Annotated in this window: 12 protein-coding genes; 2 read left to right on the plus strand and 10 right to left on the minus strand. The window is 72.3% G+C overall.

All coding sequences use genetic code 11. The features are described 5' to 3' along the window. Nucleotides 1-25 precede the first annotated feature (25 nt). Genes ACZ52C_RS33275 through ACZ52C_RS33295 form a run of 5 tightly spaced genes read right to left on the minus strand, consistent with a single transcriptional unit; the run spans nt 26 to nt 8,348 of the window. Nucleotides 26-1,027, minus strand: a complete 1,002-nt coding sequence (locus tag ACZ52C_RS33275) for an aldo/keto reductase (protein WP_469078265.1) — start codon at nt 1,025-1,027, stop codon at nt 26-28. Next, nucleotides 1,024-4,143 (minus strand): non-ribosomal peptide synthetase, encoded by a 3,120-nt coding sequence (locus ACZ52C_RS33280; RefSeq protein ID WP_469078266.1) that lies wholly within the window; start codon nt 4,141-4,143, stop codon nt 1,024-1,026. Before ACZ52C_RS33280 ends, ACZ52C_RS33275 begins: the two co-directional genes overlap by 4 nt. 58 nt (nt 4,144-4,201) lie before the next feature. Then, nucleotides 4,202-5,359 carry an NAD(P)/FAD-dependent oxidoreductase gene (locus ACZ52C_RS33285; protein ID WP_469078267.1) on the minus strand — a complete coding sequence of 386 codons (1,158 nt, stop codon included), beginning with the start codon at nt 5,357-5,359 and terminating at the stop codon, nt 4,202-4,204. Continuing rightward, the gene (locus tag ACZ52C_RS33290; protein WP_469078268.1) at nt 5,356-6,795 is read right to left on the minus strand and encodes an MFS transporter; all 1,440 of its coding nucleotides are present in this window, start codon (nt 6,793-6,795) and stop codon (nt 5,356-5,358) included. Before ACZ52C_RS33290 ends, ACZ52C_RS33285 begins: the two co-directional genes overlap by 4 nt. Further along, nucleotides 6,792-8,348, minus strand: a complete 1,557-nt coding sequence (locus ACZ52C_RS33295; RefSeq protein WP_469078269.1) for an AMP-binding protein — start codon at nt 8,346-8,348, stop codon at nt 6,792-6,794. The genes ACZ52C_RS33290 and ACZ52C_RS33295 overlap by 4 nt, the downstream gene beginning before the upstream one ends. Before the next feature lie 476 nt (nt 8,349-8,824). Here ACZ52C_RS33295 and ACZ52C_RS33300 point away from each other — a divergent pair, with 476 nt between their 5' ends. Both ACZ52C_RS33300 and ACZ52C_RS33305 read left to right on the plus strand, forming a co-directional pair. Continuing rightward, on the plus strand, nt 8,825-9,622 hold the full coding sequence (locus ACZ52C_RS33300; RefSeq protein WP_469078270.1) for an ATP-grasp domain-containing protein: 798 nt from the start codon (nt 8,825-8,827) through the stop codon (nt 9,620-9,622). A 129-nt stretch (nt 9,623-9,751) separates the two neighbouring features. Continuing rightward, complete coding sequence (locus ACZ52C_RS33305) at nt 9,752-10,849, plus strand: aldo/keto reductase (protein ID WP_469078271.1); 1,098 nt, start codon at nt 9,752-9,754, stop codon at nt 10,847-10,849. 77 nt (nt 10,850-10,926) lie between these two features. Here ACZ52C_RS33305 and ACZ52C_RS33310 read toward each other — a convergent pair whose 3' ends face one another. The 5 genes from ACZ52C_RS33310 to ACZ52C_RS33330 all read right to left on the minus strand — a co-directional run bounded on the left by ACZ52C_RS33310 (nt 10,927) and on the right by ACZ52C_RS33330 (nt 16,690). Then, the gene (locus tag ACZ52C_RS33310) at nt 10,927-11,853 is read right to left on the minus strand and encodes a GNAT family N-acetyltransferase (RefSeq protein WP_469078272.1); all 927 of its coding nucleotides are present in this window, start codon (nt 11,851-11,853) and stop codon (nt 10,927-10,929) included. 12 nt (nt 11,854-11,865) lie between these two features. After that, on the minus strand, nt 11,866-12,738 hold the full coding sequence (locus ACZ52C_RS33315; protein ID WP_469078273.1) for a DUF6202 family protein: 873 nt from the start codon (nt 12,736-12,738) through the stop codon (nt 11,866-11,868). A gap of 62 nt (nt 12,739-12,800) precedes the next feature. After that, on the minus strand, nt 12,801-13,919 hold the full coding sequence (locus tag ACZ52C_RS33320) for a DUF6421 family protein (RefSeq protein WP_469078274.1): 1,119 nt from the start codon (nt 13,917-13,919) through the stop codon (nt 12,801-12,803). 93 nt (nt 13,920-14,012) lie between these two features. Next, nucleotides 14,013-14,753 carry a thioesterase II family protein gene (locus ACZ52C_RS33325; RefSeq protein ID WP_469078275.1) on the minus strand — a complete coding sequence of 247 codons (741 nt, stop codon included), beginning with the start codon at nt 14,751-14,753 and terminating at the stop codon, nt 14,013-14,015. Beyond that, nucleotides 14,750-16,690 (minus strand): non-ribosomal peptide synthetase, encoded by a 1,941-nt coding sequence (locus tag ACZ52C_RS33330; RefSeq protein WP_469078276.1) that lies wholly within the window; start codon nt 16,688-16,690, stop codon nt 14,750-14,752. Before ACZ52C_RS33330 ends, ACZ52C_RS33325 begins: the two co-directional genes overlap by 4 nt. Between the last annotated feature and the right edge of the window lie 49 nt (nt 16,691-16,739).

A 16,739-nucleotide genomic window follows, 5' to 3' on the forward strand; every position in this document is an offset into this window, starting at 1 on the left:
GCCCGGCGCGGGGGCGGGGTCCCGGTCACATCGACCATGCCGTCGGCCGCCGGTCCCAGCGGTGTGCGCGCAACTCCGCCAGCAGGGCCGGGTCGAGCGGCGGAGCGCCCGAGACGGCGAGGTTGGCGCGCGCGTGCTCGGGAGTGCGCATACCGGGGATGACCGTGCTCACCGCGGGGTGGTGCAGGATGAAGCGGAGCGCGAGTTCGGGCAGCGTGACGCCCTCGGGGAGGACCTTCTTCAGGAGTTCGGCGCGCTCGACGGTCGGGCCGAGGTTCTCCGGGCCGAAGTAGACGGCGCGCCAGTCCTCCTCGGGGAACGTCGTGTCCCGGGTCAGCCGGCCGGTGAGGCCGCCCTCGTCGAAGGGGACGCGGGCGATGATGCCGATGTCGTCGCGCAGCGCACGTTCGAACAGCTCGTCCTCCGGAGCCTGGTCGAAGATGTTGTAGATGACCTGGACGACATCGACGAGCCCGGTGTCGATCGCGCGCAGGCAGTTGGCCGGCTCCCAGCGGTTGACGCTGATGCCGAAACCCTCGACGACACCCTCGGCCTTGAGGTCGGAGATCACCCGCTGCCAGCGCTCGTCGTCGCTCCAGCGGTCCTCCCAGACATGGAACTGGAGCAGGTCGATGCGGTCGGTGCCGAGGTTCTCCAGGCTGCGGTGGACGTACTCGCGGACGTGGTCGGGTGGGAAGACGTCGTCGAGGGTGTCCTGCGGGCGGGGCGGCCACTCGCGGTTCAGCGGCGGGACCTTGGTGGCGACGTACAGGCGACGGTCGGGGTGCCGGCGCAGCAGGGCGCCGAGCATGCGCTCGCTGACGCCCCGGCCGTAGACCCAGGCGGTGTCGAAGAAGGTGCAGCCCTCCTCCACCGCCAGGTCCAGACAGTCGGGCGCCGTGTCGTAGTCCCAGCCGGTGAAGCCGCCGGGGCCGCCGCCGATGCCCCACATGCCGTAGCCGATCTCGCTGATCCGCCAGCCGAGCCGGCCCATGGTGCGCTGGTGCATGTCGTCCTCTCGAATCACTGGGTGAGGGTGGAGCGGTAGGCCGCGACGGCCGCTTCCAGGGGCCCCTCCCGGAGACCGTGCCGGGCGTCGAGCGCCGTGCACGACTCACGGGTGAACAGGCCGGGGTTGTCGGTCAGCAGCCGCCGGAAGTCCGGGGCGCCGTCGGGCCCCGACGCCGGCAGCAGAGTCAGCACGGCGTCCAGCACGGCCGCCGCCGAGCCCGCTTCCTCGGCCGCGGCCGCTCGCAGCGTCGCCATGAACTCCGGTACGGGAACGGCCCGTTCGCCTTCGGTGAGGGCGAGCGAGGCGAAGTCTGCGCCGCCGTCCCGGAACACATGGTGCACCGTGCCCTCGGCCGGCTCCGCGAGCCCGGCGACCAGCCGCGCGGCCGCCTCGTCCACGGGCGTGTAGTCCGACCGCATCGGCACGTCGGGCCGCAGACCCAGCCGGCGGAACGCCGACAGCAGCAGATGGGTGAGCGCCTTGGGGTTCGGTACGCCGTTGTCGGCGGCCGGCATGATCTCGCCGAGCCGGTAGAGGGTGACCGGCGCGCCGAGGTGCCGGGCCGCGAGCACCAGCCGCTCGGCGACCCACTTGGAGCGGCTGTAGCCGCTCGTGGGCGTCGCCGCCCGCGCGGGATCGAAGTCCTCGCCGAGACGGCCCCGCGCACGCTCCCGCGCACCGGACGCCTCCCGGTCGAGCACACCGAGGGTCGACACATGATGCAGCGCCTTGGTCCGGCCGGACAGCGCGAACCGCAGCACCTCCGTCGTGCCGTCCACATTGGCGGGACGGTGGGCCCGGTAGTCCAGCAGGAAGTTGACGAGCGCGCCGATGTGCAGGACGGCGTCGCACCCGGCGGCGTACGCCTCCCAGGTCTCTCGCGTCCAGCCGAACCGGTCCCGGGCGAGGTCGCCGCGTCGCGCGTCGAGCCGCCCGGCCAGGGACTCGTCCCACAGCCCCTGCGCGGTCAGGGCCTCACGAAGCCGGTGCCGGGCGTGTGCGTCGTCGCGGGCCCGCACCACGCACACCACCCGCGCCCCGGTGGCCGTCAGCAGCCGGTGGACGGCCCTCGCGCCGACGAATCCGGTGGCCCCCGTCACCAGCACCGTGTGCGGTGGCGTGGCCGGACGGGCGCCGGCCGCCGTGCGGGCCAGTGCGGCCAGATCGTCCGGGAGTTCGGCGTCGCGCTCCATCAGCGCGGCCACGTCCTCGGCGGGCATGGCCGCGGCGCCGTCGCCGGGCACGGCCGCGGCGAGGGCCGCCGGAGTGCGGTGCGCGTGGAGGTCGGAGATGCCGACGCGCACACCGACCGTCTCCCGGATGCGCAGGACCGCGGTCAGCGCGGTCAGGGAGTCCCCGCCGTGGTCGAGGAAGTCGTCCCGGACACCGAACCCGGGCCGGTCGAGCACCGCCCCCATGACCTCGGCGAGACGCTCGGCACGCGTGAGCCCGCCGGCATCCTCGGCACGGGTGAGCCCGGCGACGCCCTCGGCACGGGTGGGCCCGGCGTCGTCGCCGGTGCCGGTACCCGTCGTCGTGCCGGGGTCCGTCACCGTGCCGGTGCCGATGCCGCTCCCCGTGCCGGGCCCGAGTTTCTCCTCGACGATCGTCCGCAGTGCCCGCAGGTCCACCTTGCCGTTGTCGGTCAGCGGCAGCGCCTGGAGGACGAAGCAGTGCCGCGGCACCTGGACACGCGGCAGCAGGGACGCCAGATGCCGGCGCAGGGCGGCCGGGGTGGTGCCCCCCTCGGCCGCCGCCGCGACCACCAGACGGGTACGGCCGGACCGCCGCAGGGTCAGCGCCTTGGCCTGGATGACGCCGGGACAGGACTCGGCGGTCGTCTCGATCTCCCGGAGTTCGACGCGTACGCCGTCCACCTGGGCCTGCCGGTCCCGGCGGCCGACGAAACGCAGCAGTCCCGCGTCGTCGAACCGCCCGAGGTCGCCGGTGCGGTACAGCCGCCCGCCGGGAACGCCGGGCGAGGTGTTGGGGACGAACGCCTCGGCGGTCAGCTCCGGTTCGCCGAGGTATCCGGCGCCCAGGCAGGCACCCCCGATGAGGATCTCCCCGATGCCCTCGGCGTCGGCCGCGTCGATGAGGGCGTAGCAGTTGTCGATGGGCCGCCCGAGCGGGATGTGGTCGCCCTCCGTGCCGTCGACGCGGTGGAAGACCATCCCGATGCTCGCCTCGGACGGCCCGTAGCCGTTGGTGATCCCGAGCCCCGGCACCAGCTCCCTGAGCCGGTGCACGGCGTGCGGGATGATCTCCTCGCCGCCGACCACCAGATGGCGCAGCGAGGCGACCCGGGCGACGTGCGCCGGCTCGGCCTCCAGCAGGGCCACCAGCATGCCGAGGATCGCCGGTACGAAGTCGGTGACGGTCACCCCGTACCGGGCGATGGTGTCCACGGTCCGTTCCAGATCGAGGAACTCGCCCTGCTCGGGGACGATCGTGCGGCCGCCCGTCGTCAACGGCCACAGCAGCTGCCAGATCGCGGAGTCGAAGGTGTGGCGGCTGTTCTGCAGCACCACCTCGTCCCCGGTGGCGGCGAAGTAGCGGGACATGAAGCGGAACCGGTTGGTCAGCCCGCCGTGCAGATTGACGGCGCACTTCGGGACGCCCGTGGTGCCGGAGGTGAAGACGCCGTACACCGGGCTGCCGGGAGCGGGCCGTCGCCCTGGGCGCTCGGTGCTCGGGACGATCGCCCGGTGGGAGACGACACGGGACCGCCCGTCCGTGCGGACGAGGGAACCCGAGGTCAGGGCCAGCGGGGGAGCGAGCACCTCCAGGACGGTGCGCAGCCGCTCCTCCGGCCAGGCCGGGTCGCAGGGCACGAAGACCGCGCCCAGTTTCATCAGGGCGACCATGCACAGCGGGAGTTCGACACTGTTGCCGATCATCAGCGGGACGAGGTCACCCTCGCGCACACCGGCCGACGTCAGCTCCGCGGCCAGCCCGTTGGCGAGCGCGTCGAACTCCGCGTAGGTCAGGGCCGTCTCGGTCTCGCCCCGGTGGACCAGGGCGATGCGGCCCGGGGTGCGGTCGGTCTGTTCCTCGATGAGGGTCGCCACCGGACGGTACGGTCCGTGGTCGACCTCCGCGCCGGCGACCTGCCAGTTCGTTTCCGACATATCCTCCGAGCTCTCTGCTGATGCTGAACGTGGGTGGGGGCGCCAGAGAGATGGCTGTTCACGAGCCGGCGCGGGCGGGGGTGGTGCCCGCGACGGCTCCGGTGAGTCCGGCCGGCGGCTCGTTCCCGGCGATGAGCGCGGCGAGCAGGGCGCCCGCCGCGGGGGCTGTCTGGATCCCGTGACCGCCCAGTCCGGCGAGCCAGCAGAAGCCGGGCGCCGCCGGGTCGGGGCCGATCACGGGGGTGTCGTCGGGGACCGAGCTGCGCAGCCCGGCCCAGGCGCGGCGGACGTGCCGGACCGGCAGGTCCACCACCGCCCGGAACCGGTCCAGGGCGAGCGCCACGTCTCGCTCGTCGGGCCGCGCGTCACCGGGCGGGACGGGCGTGGCGTCGGCGGGCGAGACGAGCAGCCCGCCGGACTCGGGACGGGCGTAGAACGTGTCCGCCACATCGGCGATCATCGGCCAGCGCGCGATGTCGCCGGCCGGCCCGCCCGCCGAGCCTCGGTCCGTCGGCAGGGAGACCAGCGCCGCCGTACGGCGGTACGCCACCAGGCCCTGGGCGGCGACCCCGGCCGACTCCGCCACCTGGTCGGCCCAGGCGCCCGCCGCGTCGACCACGAGCGGCGCGGAGAACTCCCCGGCCGACGTCGCCGCGTGCCACCGCCCCCGGTGCCGGGTGAGCGCGTGCACCCGCGCGCCGGTCACGACGGTCCCGCCGGCCCCCCTGAGGCCGCGCAGGAAGCCCTGGAGGACGGCGTCCGTGTCGATGTCGCGGGCACCCGGTTTGTACAGCGCGCGGTCGAAGGCGCCGGGCCGCAGAGCCGGGCACAGGGCGAGCGCCTGTTCTTGGTCCAGCTGGATCGCGGGCTGCGGGGCGTCCGCACCGCAGGCCTGCGCGGCGTCGAACTCCCGTCCGGTGCCCGGGGTCCCGAGGGCGAGGACACCGCGCGGCCGCAGCAGCTCGGCGACGGGCGAGAACCCCGCCGGGGGAGTCTCGTAGAAGGCGCGGGAGGCACGGGTCAACTCCCGTACGACGGCGTTGCCGTAGTACTCGGAGAAGAGCGCCGCCGACCGGCCGGTGGCGTGCGTGCCCGGAGCGCTCTCGGCCTCCAGCAGGGTCACGCGGCGACCGGTCCGGCCCAGGAAATAGCCGGCCGAGGCGCCCGCGACTCCTCCTCCGACGATCACGACGTCCGACTCGCGCACGCCGCTCACCGGCCCTTCCGGGGCAGGGTGACGGCAGCCACGCACAGCGCCAGCAGGGTGAGACCGCCCGCCACGGCGAAGCCCCGGGCGACTCCTTCGGACAGTCCCGCACCGGCCTCTCCGGACGCCCCGGCCCCGGACGACCACGCGACGGCGCCGAGTACGGCGAGACCGGTCGCCCCGCCGATCTGCCGGGCCGTGTTGACCAGCCCGGACGCCGCGCCCGAGTCCTCGTCGGCGACCTTCGATAGCGCGGCCAGGGTCAGTGGCACCCCGGTCACGCCCAGCCCCGCGTAGGTCAGCACGGTCGGCACGAGCATTCCGGTGGTGTAGCCGCCGGAGTCGCCGATCCTCGCGAGCCAGAGGATCCCGCAGCCGGCCACCAGCAGCCCGCCGACGACCACCGTGCGGGTGCCGAAGAGCGCGAGGAGCGGGGAGCCGGCCTTGGCGCCGACGATCAGCAGACAGGTCAGCGGGAGGTAGACGAGCGCGGTGCGCAGCGGGCTGTAGTCCCAGACCTGCTGGAGGAAGAGGGTGAGGAAGAAGAAGATGCCGAAGACGGCCGTGCTGATGAGCGCCGTCACGGCGTAGACGCCCAGCCGGGTGCGGTCGGCGAACAGCCGTAACGGAACCAGGGGTTGGGCGCTGCGCCGCTCGACGACCACGAACACGGGCAGCAGGACGGCCGCCGCGCCGAGCGCGCCCAGCACCGCGGGCGAGGACCAGTTGCCGCCGCCCGAGGCGCCGTCGATCAGCCCGAAGCACAGCAGCAGCGCCGCCAGGGTGCCGGTCACCGCCCCGAGGACGTCGAACGCGCCCCGGGTGCGGGGCGTCTCGCGCAGCACCCGGGCGCCGACGGCGAGGATCGCCGCGCCGAGCGGGACGTTGACGAACATCACCCAGCGCCAGGACAGGTAGACGGTGATCAGCCCGCCGGCCAGCAGCCCCGCACCCCCGCCCGCGGTCGCCACCGCCGTGTACCAGCCCACGGCCCGGTTGCGTCCCGGCCCCTCCGGGAAGGTCACCGCGATCAGCGACAGCGCGGCGGGCGAGGCCGCCGCGGCGCCCACCCCCTGCGCCGTACGGCAGACGGTCAGCAACCAGGCCTCGGTGGCGAACCCGCCGAGCAGCGAGGCGACGGTGAAGACCGCGACGCCGGTCATGAACAGACTCCGTCTGCCGAGGATGTCCCCCGCCCGTCCGCCCAGCATCAGCAGGCCGCCGAAGGCGATCGAGTACGAGGCCACGACCCACTCCAGGTCCGAGCCGTCCAGGCGCAACGACCGCTGGATGTCGGGCAGTGCCACGTTGACGATGGTCGCGTCCAGCAGGAACATCAGCTGCGCCGAGGAGATCACCGCGAGCGCGACCGCCCGCCGCCGGTCGCCGTGGTCCTCCTCCGGGAACCGGGAGGCGTCGGCGGCGGTCCGCGCGGACGCCGTCATCGGCGGGCGGCGTATTCGATCTCGAGACGTTCACGCAGCGGGTGCCGCAGCACCTTGCCGAGCGAGTTCTTGGGCAGTTCCCAGAGGAACTGCACCCGGTCGGGCCAGAGCACCTGCGCCATCCGCTGGTCCGCGAGATGGCGGTGCAGCGTCGCGAGGGTCGGCGGCTCGCCCTCCGGCACGATGACGGCGCACACCAGCTCGCCGCCGGGGATCCGCGGATCGGGGCAGCCGACGAGCGCGACCTCCTTGACCGCCGGGTGCCGGGTCAGGACGGCCTCGACCTCCAGGGTGGAGACCTTCTGGCCGCTGCCCCGGGTGATCTGGTCGACACTGCGGCCCACGATACGGATGCCGCCCCGGCCGTCGTCCCGGGCCAGGTCGCTGGTGTCGAACCAGCCGTCCGCGTCGAGGCAGGCCTCGTAGACCTCGCGCCGGCCGAGGTAGCCGAGACACTGCGAGGCGCCGCGCACCAGCAGCCGCCCGGAGTCACCGTCCTCCTCGACGGCGATCCGCACCTCCGTCGACGGCTCGGCCCGGCCGTCGCTGTGGCCCGCCCAGCCCTCGGGGTCGTCGTCCCGGGTCACGGTGACGGCCCCGTTCTCCGTCATGCCCCACAGGGCGCGCACCGGGACGTCGAGGACCTCGCGGACCTGGGCGATCAGCCCCGGGTCGATGGGGGCGGAGCCGGAGACGATCTGTACGACGCTGGAGGTGTCGCGCGGCTCCTTGCGCTGGGCGTCCAGCAGGTCCACGAGGTACGCCGGGGACGCGTAGGCCCAGGTGACCCGGTGTGCGGCGACGATGTCGAGCAGCAGCTCCATGTCCCGGTTGGCCTCCTGCATCACGCAGGTCCCGTGCAGGAGCAGGGGCATGTAGCAGGCATAGGTCAGTCCGGCCATGTGTGTGGCGAAGTTGGGGATGGAGATGACGTCGTCACGGGTGAGCCGGTGCGGCCCGGACACCGCGAGGACGGCCGCGTGCAGGGTGTTCTGGCTGTGCACGACCCCCTTCATCCGGCCGGTGGTGCCGGAGGTGTAGAGCAGCAGCGCCGGATCGTCGGGACCCGACGGCTGCGCCGCGTCGAGGTCGTGCCGGTCCTCCCACGGTGTGCGGACGAAGAACGCGTCGAAGTCGATCGCGTCCGTGGCGGCGGCGTCGCCCGCCACGACCCGGTGGGCGAGGGACGCGGGAGCGGCCTCGGCGAGCCGGGCGCCGTAGTCGATGTCGTTGAAGCGGTCGACGGTGACACAGACCCGCGCGGCACTCTCCTGGAGCACCTGCGCCAGTTCCCGCACGTCAAGGGCGGGGATCACCGGGCAGGCGACGGCCCCGACCCGGTGGCAGGCCAGGTACAGAGGGGTCAGGATCCAGCGGTTCGGCAGATAGAGCGCGACCACGTCGCCCGCGGTGACCCCGAGTTCGGTGAGCGCGGCGGCGAACCGTTCGACCAGTTCGGCCAGTTCGGCGTAGGTCACCCGCCTGGTGAGGTCCCGGCCCTCGTAGGCGATGACGGCGGGATGCCCGGGTCTGGTGCGAACAGCTTCGGCCAAGTCGGCCAGAAACGTTTCCTCTCGCCACCAGCCGGCCGCCCGGTATTTCGCGGCCGTCTCCGGTCCGGGAATAACCAGCGTGTCCCATTCACCCACTGAAGCGCCCCCGCTCTTCGTACTTCGAGATTGATGCTTGAGCACGAAACCAGTGGCCGAGCCTAGAGGATGACGGAAGGCCGCGGTAGGCGGAACGGGGAAATCCGATTCTGTTTATCAAACACCCGCCGCCGTCACCCTTCGTGCAAAAGCGTGCAGTGTCCACGATTGCGACGATCCGCGTTCAACGGGTCCCGTCGATAAAGCACTTGACACATCGCGGCGAAGAGAGTGAGGCTGCGACGGCGTCCGCTCTGTCCACGGCAATGCACGCGAGCACTGGAGGCACGGTGAAGATAGGCCTGCTCGGCTGGGACTATTCGGGAATCGATCCCGATGGCATAAGCCTGGTGGAGTACGGTCGGGAGCGCGGGCACGAAATGTCGTTCTTCACGCTCGAGGAACTCGCCTATCGCCCCGGGCCGTCCGGTGTGACGCTCACCCTGGGCGGGGAGCCCGCCGAGGCCTTCGACGCCGTCGTCAACCGCGCCAAGCTGTACGGGGACGACTGGCAGGACCGCGTCGAGCGGCTGACGATGCTGAGCAACGTCCCCGGTCTGCGGCTCTTCGACCCGGCGGACGTGTGGGTGACGGGATACAGCAAGTTCCTGATGGCCCAGCGTCTGGCCGCCGCCGGCCTGCCCGTGCCGCCCACCCGCTCGGCGACCTCGCTAAGGGAGGTCGAGGAGGCCTGCGAGGAGTGGGGCGCGGTCATCCTCAAGCCGTCCTTCGGCTACCGCGGCACCGACGTGGAGCGCGTCGTCGACTTCGCGGCCGACAAGGCCGTCGCCGAGGAACTGCTCTCCCGCTACCCCACCCTCGTGTGCCAACGCTTCTACCCGACGTCGGGCGGCGAGTACCGGATCACGGTCGCGGGGGAGGCCACCCCGATCAACATGCTCAAGCTGCCGGCGCCGGGCTCCTGGCGCTGCAAGACCATGGAGGGCGCCACCTTCGAGCGGTTCGAGGCCCCCGACGCCCTCGTCGAGCTCTCGCTCAGGGCCACCCGCGCCATGGGCATCACCCTGGCCGGCCTCGACATCCTCCCCACCCCGGACGGCTATGTGGTCCTGGAGGTCAATCCGGTCCCGGGCTATCTCTCCATGCTCGGGCGGGACCAGCACCGTCAGGTGCTCGGCGGCGTCTTCGACTGGGTCGAGGCGAAGACCGCGTCCTGAACCCGGCCGCCCGGCCCCACCGGCGGCACCCCCTCTCGCCACGCCCTCCCCTCCGCCCGCCAACGCCTTCCTCCCATCGCCCACTTCCTCCCGCCCCTCAGCTCCGTCCCGCCAGCACTCAGGAGAGCCATGCGCTACACGACCTTCGGCCGCACCACCGGGCTGCGCGTGTCGGAGTTCGCCCTCGGCACGGCCAACTTCGGCACGGGCGTCGGCGCGCACCCCGAGGCCGCCGGACTGATGTGGGCCCGACGGGGCGACGGCGCCGGACGGGAGGAGGCGCGCAAGGTCTTCGACCGGTTCGCCGAGGCCGGCGGCACCCTCATCGACACCGCCGACTGCTACCAGTTCGGTGAGTCGGAGAAGCTGCTGGGCGAGTTCCTCGCCGCCGACCGCGACCACTTCGTCCTGTCGTCGAAGTACACCAACAGCGACTCCGTCCGTCCGGGTGTCTCCGACACCGGCAACAGCCGCAAGAACATGATCCGGTCCGTCGAGTCCAGCCTGCGGCGTCTGAGGACCGACCACATCGACCTGTACTGGGCCCACTTCCCCGACACGCTCACGCCGACCGAGGAGATCCTCACCGCCGTCGACCAGCTCGTGCGCAGCGGCAAGATCCTCTACGCCGGTCTCTCCAACTTTCCCGCCTGGCGGGTCTCACGGGCCGTGACGATCGCGGAACTGCGTGGCTGGGCCCCCGTCATCGGCATCCAGACCGAGTACAACCTGGTCAACCGCACCGGCGAGCGCGAACTGCTGCCCATGGCCGAGGCGCTCGGCCTCGGCGCGGCCCTGTGGTCACCGCTGGGCGGCGGACTCCTCACCGGCAAGTACCGGCGTACGGAGGCCGGCTGGGTCAGCGACGAGAACCGCCGGCACCCGCGCAACGACACCGACCGCATCGAGGGCGTCGTGAACACCGTCCTCGCCGTGGCCGGGGAGACGGGACTCTCGGCGCCGCAGGTGGCGCTCGCCTGGCTGCGCGACCGTGCGGCACGGTCGACGACCGCGTTCGTGCCGGTGATCGGCCCGCGCGGCGTGGACCAGCTGGAGGAGTACCTCACCTCGCTCGACGTCACGCTCACGGAGGAACACCGGGCCCGGCTGGACACGGCGAGCGCCGTCGAGCTGGGCAGCCCGCACGACATCGGCCGTCTCGTACGGGACTCCCTGATCGGCGGCGACCCCGACCGGATGGCCGCGCCCGCCGTGCCCGTGGCCTGAGCCCCGGCGGCGACCGGGGCCCAGGCTGTCCGGGGCCGGACCGCCCGCGGCGCGGAACACGGGCGGGCACCTGTGCCTCAGTCCGGCCACGCCGGCCGGTGCTGGACGGGTGTCGGATCCAGGAAGGGCGCGGTGTAGAGCTGGGCCTCGGCCGCCTCCATGGGCTTCTCGCTGATCAGATGCGCCGCGAGGCGCCGCCCGGCGTACCCGAGGATGAGCGTCGGATCGTTGAGGGCCGTCAGCCGCAGCACGAGGTCCGCCTCGTCAGAGGGCTGGGGGTCGGCGCACTCGTGCGAGGGCACCGCACGGAATCCCAGCCCCGTCTTGAAGCGGAGCAGCCCCGGCTGTGTCAGATGCCCCATCAGGTTCGGTTCGTTGCCCAGCGTCGCCCGACCGTAGCCCCGGGCGCGCGCCTCCCGCAGGACGGAGAGGTAGACGACCCGGGGCAGGCTGGAGCGCCGGTACGCCGCGCTCACCGCGGAGAACCGGAGCACCAGGGTGTTCACCGCCGGGCATTCGAGGGCGAGACAGCCGCCGACCAGCTCCTCCCCGTCGTACGCGAAGACCCCGAAGAACTTGCGGGGCCCGTGCAGGACGGCGTCGCGGTGGTCGAGTGCGAACGGGACGCCGAACCGCATGTCGGCCACCCGTTCCCGGTAGAGCGTGAGGAACCGGTCGAGGGTGCCCGGTGTCACCGGGTCCTCGACCGTCTCGCGCACGCCGGCCGCGACCGCCTGGCGCTGGGCGCGCCGGACGGACTGGCGTGACGACCTGTCGAGGCCCGCGAGGAAGCCGTCCTCGTCGGCGCCCAGCTCGGCCACCCAGGTGAGGAGGGACGGCTTGCGGACGAACCCCCGGCGCGCGAGGTCGTCCCAGGTGTCGGCCGGAGGGTTGGGCAGCCGGACGACATCGATGGGCTGATCGGTCCTGGTCCAGGGTTCCTCGGCCAGTTCCGAGGGTGCGATCAGGGCGAGCGCCAGGCCGTGGCGGTCCACGATCTCCATGCGCCGGGCGGCTCAGGCACCCGCCGCGACGGAGTCGGCGGCACCGGGGGACCCGGTGGACACCGACGGAGCGCCGCTCAGACAGTCGGCGAAGCACGCGAGGGCCCGGGACCAGTTCTCGGAGTACTCCCTGACCAGAGTGAGGAACTCGGCGGCCTGCGCCGCGTCCGTGACCACCCATGTCATACCGGTCTCGTCGTCGCTGACCTGCGCCGCGTGCACCGTCTCCGCCTTGATGTGGGAGTCGATCCAGGCGAACTGGTCGGTCTCGGCGAAGACCCGCTCCCCGTCCACCGAGACCTTCGCGTACAGCCGCCGGAAGGCCACGGCGATGTCCAGCGCGATGGTCTCCACGACCCGCAGCTGGATCGCCGCCCCCAGCGGGGACCGTGCGAGCCGGTCCATGTTGGCCAGCAACTCACCTATCGCGTCGGGCAGTTGTGAGGCCGCCCGCAGCTCCTCCGCGCCCAGTCTGGCCGCCAGCGGGGCGACGATGGTGTCGTCCCACCACACGTAGTGGATGCCGGCCGGCCCGCGCGGGGCCACGGCCCGGAACTCCGGGGCGGCGTTGTCCAGGTCGTCGCCGATCACCCGGTAGACGGTCTGGAAGGCGCCGAGGATGTCGTGCGTCGGCGCGTCCTGCGCCGAGAACACCCGGGCCATCTCGCCCATCCCGGCGATGGTGCTGAACATGAAGCTCTTCGTCATCGACCGCCACCACACCCCGAGGGTGAGCGCGGCCCGCGGCGAGACGGTCGCGGCGGCACGCGCGCCCCCGAAGAAGGCGTGGTCCGCCCGTCGCAGACCCGCCCGGTCGATCTCCTGGTCCACCCGCTCGTCGAGTTCGGTCCGGTCGGCGAGGGAGAACTCGGTTGCAGCAGTCACGATCACTCCAGAGAAGTGTGAGGACGACGAGGGTCGCTGAAGAGGCCGACGAGCGGCCGGAGTCATACGCCGAGCCGCTCTTTCACCTCGGCGAAGAACGGGATGTAGCGGTAGTCGCGGGCCACCGGGTCGTAGTCCGTGTACCGGTTGGTGAGCTCCAGCAGGCGCCGGCGCACCGCCTCGACGGGTTCCTCGTGGATCCGGCGCTCGATGTCCTGGATCGCGCCGAGGAACCGGGCCAGTACGAGGGGGATGTCCGGGCTCAGTTCGATCCTGCCGCCGGCCACCCGGATGCCGTCGTGCTCGCTGAGGTACCCGAAGAGCAACTGGGAGGCGACGGCGTCGTAGTTGGGCCGTGGGATGCCTTCGACGGCGTAGCGCAGCAGACGCTCGGCGAGGATGTACTCGTACGCGGTCCGCGCCTGCTCGGCCGGGAGGGCGGCGTCGTTCAGCAGGACCAGCATGGCGGAGACGTCCACGCGCAGCTCTTCGAGTCCGGCGAGGGGCTTGTACTTCTTCGCCGACAGGAAGGCGGGGATCGGCATGTCGCCCTGCCGGTGGTGGTATTCGTGCAGCCGCACCCACCAGGACGAGGCCTGCTGCACCTGCTGGTCCGTCGCTCCCTGGAGGAGCGGGAAGCTTCCCCGCGCCATCACCGCGTCGATCATCTTCCGGGTGGTGCGGTTGTGGCGTTCGACGAACTTGTCGATGAAGTAGAAGATGAGGTCGTCCGGGTCCTGGATCCCGTCGAAGTGGTTCTCGGGGAAGAGCGCCACCACCACCCGCGACCTGAATCCGTCGGACTGCCCCGTGACCGTGACCGGCGCCGTCGGGCTGGCGTACCGCTCCGCCAGGTGCGGATCGGTCGGCAGCATCTCGTACGTGAGGTAGTCCAGGGACAGGGACGGAAAGTACGAGGCGTCGAACAACGAGAAGATGTGGTTGTCCCGGCGGCTGTTGATGTGTTCCTTCGTGGCCCGCAGTCTGGAGCCGGGAGCGAAGGTACGCAGGTCCTCCAGAAAGGCCTGGACTATCGGCTGCCGCCGTAAATGAGTGGATCCTTCGAGCCGACGGGCCAACTCCTTCTGGGTGTCCGCCTCATGGAACGAGGAGCGGCTGCCGAACTCTCCCCGTAATTCATTGACTTCCGCGAACACCGAGCTCATGTCGATGTCGATCAACAAATGCTCCTCCCCGTCAACTCCGGTGCACGCTACCACGCCCGGATGTTCGAATCTTTGCCTTTTCGGAATGGCCGCATTGCCTCCCGCAATTCATCGGGAGTCGTGCCGAGGAGCCTCCAGTGTCTTGCGCAGGACCGGGTACGGTGGCTCGGCGATCAGGTAGAAGTGATGGCCCGCGACGCCGACCTCACGGACGGTGGATGTGCTGAGCGCACTCCACGGACGGCGGTCCGCGTCGTCGTCCCGGTCGCCGACGATGGTGGTGACCGGACAGGTGAGCAGCGGTTCGGGACGCATGACGTAGTCGTGGAACATACGGCCGTCCGCGATCAGATAGGGCAGCACGACCTCCCGGAAGACGGGGTCGGCGGCCATCTCCGCGTCGGTGCCGCCCATCCGGACCAGATCGTCGAGCAGCCGGTCGGGATCCTCCTCGGCGACGAGACCGGTGGGCAGCGGAGCGTCCCGGGAACCCGAAGCGAACAGGTGCTCGATGTGGATACCGCGTCGTTGCAGTGCGCGTGCCGTCTCCAGGGCGATGGGCGCGCCCAGGCTGTGCCCGAAGAAGGCGAGGGGCCGGTCCGCGAGCGGTTCGAGCGCGTCGGCGATGTCGTCGGCGAGCCGGACCAGGTCGTGCGGAGGCTCCTCGTCGAAACGGTCGGCGCGCCCCGGGTACTGCACGGCGTGCACCTCCACGTCGGGGAGCGCATCGCCCCACCCGCGGTAGAAGGAGGCCGATCCGCCGGCGTGCGGGAAGCACACCAGACGGACGCGTGCCGTCGGCCGCGCGGTGTGGCACACGAGCGGGCGGGAGGTGTCCGGGGCGGTCACCGGCGGACCCCCTTCCGGGCGCGCTGCTGCAGGAGCCTCGCCGTACGGGCCCGGCGGGCGGCCTCGGCGGAGGAGCCGGCCGCCGCGTCCTCCCCCTGCTCGCGGCCGGCGCGGATGAGCGCGACCTGGGCGTGCACGGTGGTCTCCTGGAACAGGGCGACGATCGAGGGCCGCAGACCGCAGTGCCGCTCCAGCGCGTCCTGGAGCCTGAACATGGCCAGCGAATGGCCGCCGAGATCGAAGAAGTTGACGTCGGGCGGCACCGTGGGCGTGCCGAGCACCTCCGCCCAGGCGGCGGTCACCTGGGCGGTGAGCGCGTCGTCGGGGAGGGGGGCGGCCGGGGCACGTCCGGTGGGTGCCCGGTCGGTGGGCGGTGGCGGGGCGAGCGCCTCGGCGGCGAGGGCCCGCAGGGTGGCGCGGTCGAGTTTGCCGTTGAGGTTGCGCGGCAGCTGCGGCAGCACCCGCAGGTCGCCGGGCACCATCACGGCGGGCAACGTCTCCGCGAGGGCGCGCCGCAGCGCGACGGGATCCGCGCCCTCCCGGGAGGCGACGAAGCCGATCAGGCCCGTGCCCCGTGCGTCGGGCAGCACGACCGCCTCCTGGGCGCCGTCCAGGAGGCGCAGCGCCGTCTCGACCGCACCCAGCTCGACCCGGTGGCCCCGGACCTTGATCTGGTCGTCCCTGCGGCCGACGAAGTCCAGCCCGTGGTCCGGCGTCCGTCGCACGAGGTCACCGGTGCGGTACATGCGCGCGCCCGGCTCGTCGGTGAAGGGGTCGGGGAGGAAGACCGCCGCCGTGGCGTCGGGGCGGCCGAAATAGCCGCGGGCCACCCCCGGCCCGCCGATGAACAACTCGCCTTCCGCGCCCGGGGGTACGGGCCGGAACTCGTCGTCGAGGACGTGGAGCCGGGCCCCGGGGATCGGTCCGCCGATGCCCACCGGTGCGGCACCCGTGAAGCGGCGGTAGGCGGCCCACACGGTCGTCTCGGTCGGGCCGTACTCGTTGACGAGGTCCACTCCGGGGGAGTGGACCGAGAAGTGCCGGTCGACCAGGGACTGCGGCAGGGCCTCGCCCGCCACGATCACCTGGCGAAGGGAGGCCAGACGACCGGTGTCGGTGCGTTCGGCGGCGTCGAGCAGCAGCCCGTACAGCGCCGGCACGCAGAGCACGCTGTCCACCCCGTGACGGTGGACGAGGGCGACCAGCCGCTCGGGGTCGCGCCGTTCGTCGTCGGACGCGACGACCAGACAGCCGCCTGCCTGGAGCGTCCCCCATATCCCGGCGACCGACGAGTCGAAGGCCAGGGGTGACACCAGCAGGAAGGTCGGGCTTCCCGGATGGACCAGGAGACGCGCCCGGGTCGACGCGGCGAGGTTCCGGTGCTCGACGACGACGCCCTTGGGCTCGCCGGTGCTGCCCGACGTGTAGATGAGGTAGACCGGGTCCGCCGGACCGACCTCCGCGGCGAAGGACCCGGGGTCCTCGTGCGTCTCCTCGCTCGGGAGGTCCGCGGCCGTCACGACGGGCACCCGGGCGACCGTGCTCGCCCGGTGCCCCGTGCGTGCCGTCGCCACGACGGCCTTCACCCGGGCGTCGTCGAGGATCGTGGCGAGACGGGCGTCCGGCTGAGCCGGGTCGACGGGTACGTGGGCGGCGCCCGAGCCGAGGATGCCGAGCACGGAGACGATCATCGTGACCGAGGGTTCGGCGAGGAGGGCGACACGATCGCCGGGGCGTACCCCCGCCGCGGCCAGTCGATGGGACAACCGCCGTGCCCAGCGGATCAGTTCGCCGTACGTGACCTCGACGTCACCGCAACGAACGGCGACCTGCTTCGGCCGGTCGGCGGCCACCCGGGCCACCGCTTCGTGCGCGGGAACGAACGGAACATCCGGCAGCGGTGCGCCGGTCGATTTCATGTGGTGCGATGCCGACAACAGAGAAACTCCCCCGTGCAATGAGCGGAATTTGGTGATCCGTGTGTGG

This window comes from Streptomyces sp. NPDC034049, from assembly GCF_055575575.1.

Bases quoted from the DNA above. Each gene is read 5' to 3' on its own strand.
- ACZ52C_RS33280 (WP_469078266.1), bottom strand. From the start codon at position 4,143: ATGTCGGAAACGAACTGGCAGGTCGCCGGCGCGGAGGTCGACCACGGA.
- ACZ52C_RS33290 (WP_469078268.1), bottom strand. From the start codon at position 6,795: ATGACGGCGTCCGCGCGGACCGCCGCCGACGCCTCCCGGTTCCCGGAG.
- ACZ52C_RS33300 (WP_469078270.1), top strand. From the start codon at position 8,825: ATGTCGTTCTTCACGCTCGAGGAACTCGCCTATCGCCCCGGGCCGTCC.
- ACZ52C_RS33305 (WP_469078271.1), top strand. From the start codon at position 9,752: ATGCGCTACACGACCTTCGGCCGCACCACCGGGCTGCGCGTGTCGGAG.
- ACZ52C_RS33310 (WP_469078272.1), bottom strand. From the start codon at position 11,853: ATGGAGATCGTGGACCGCCACGGCCTGGCGCTCGCCCTGATCGCACCC.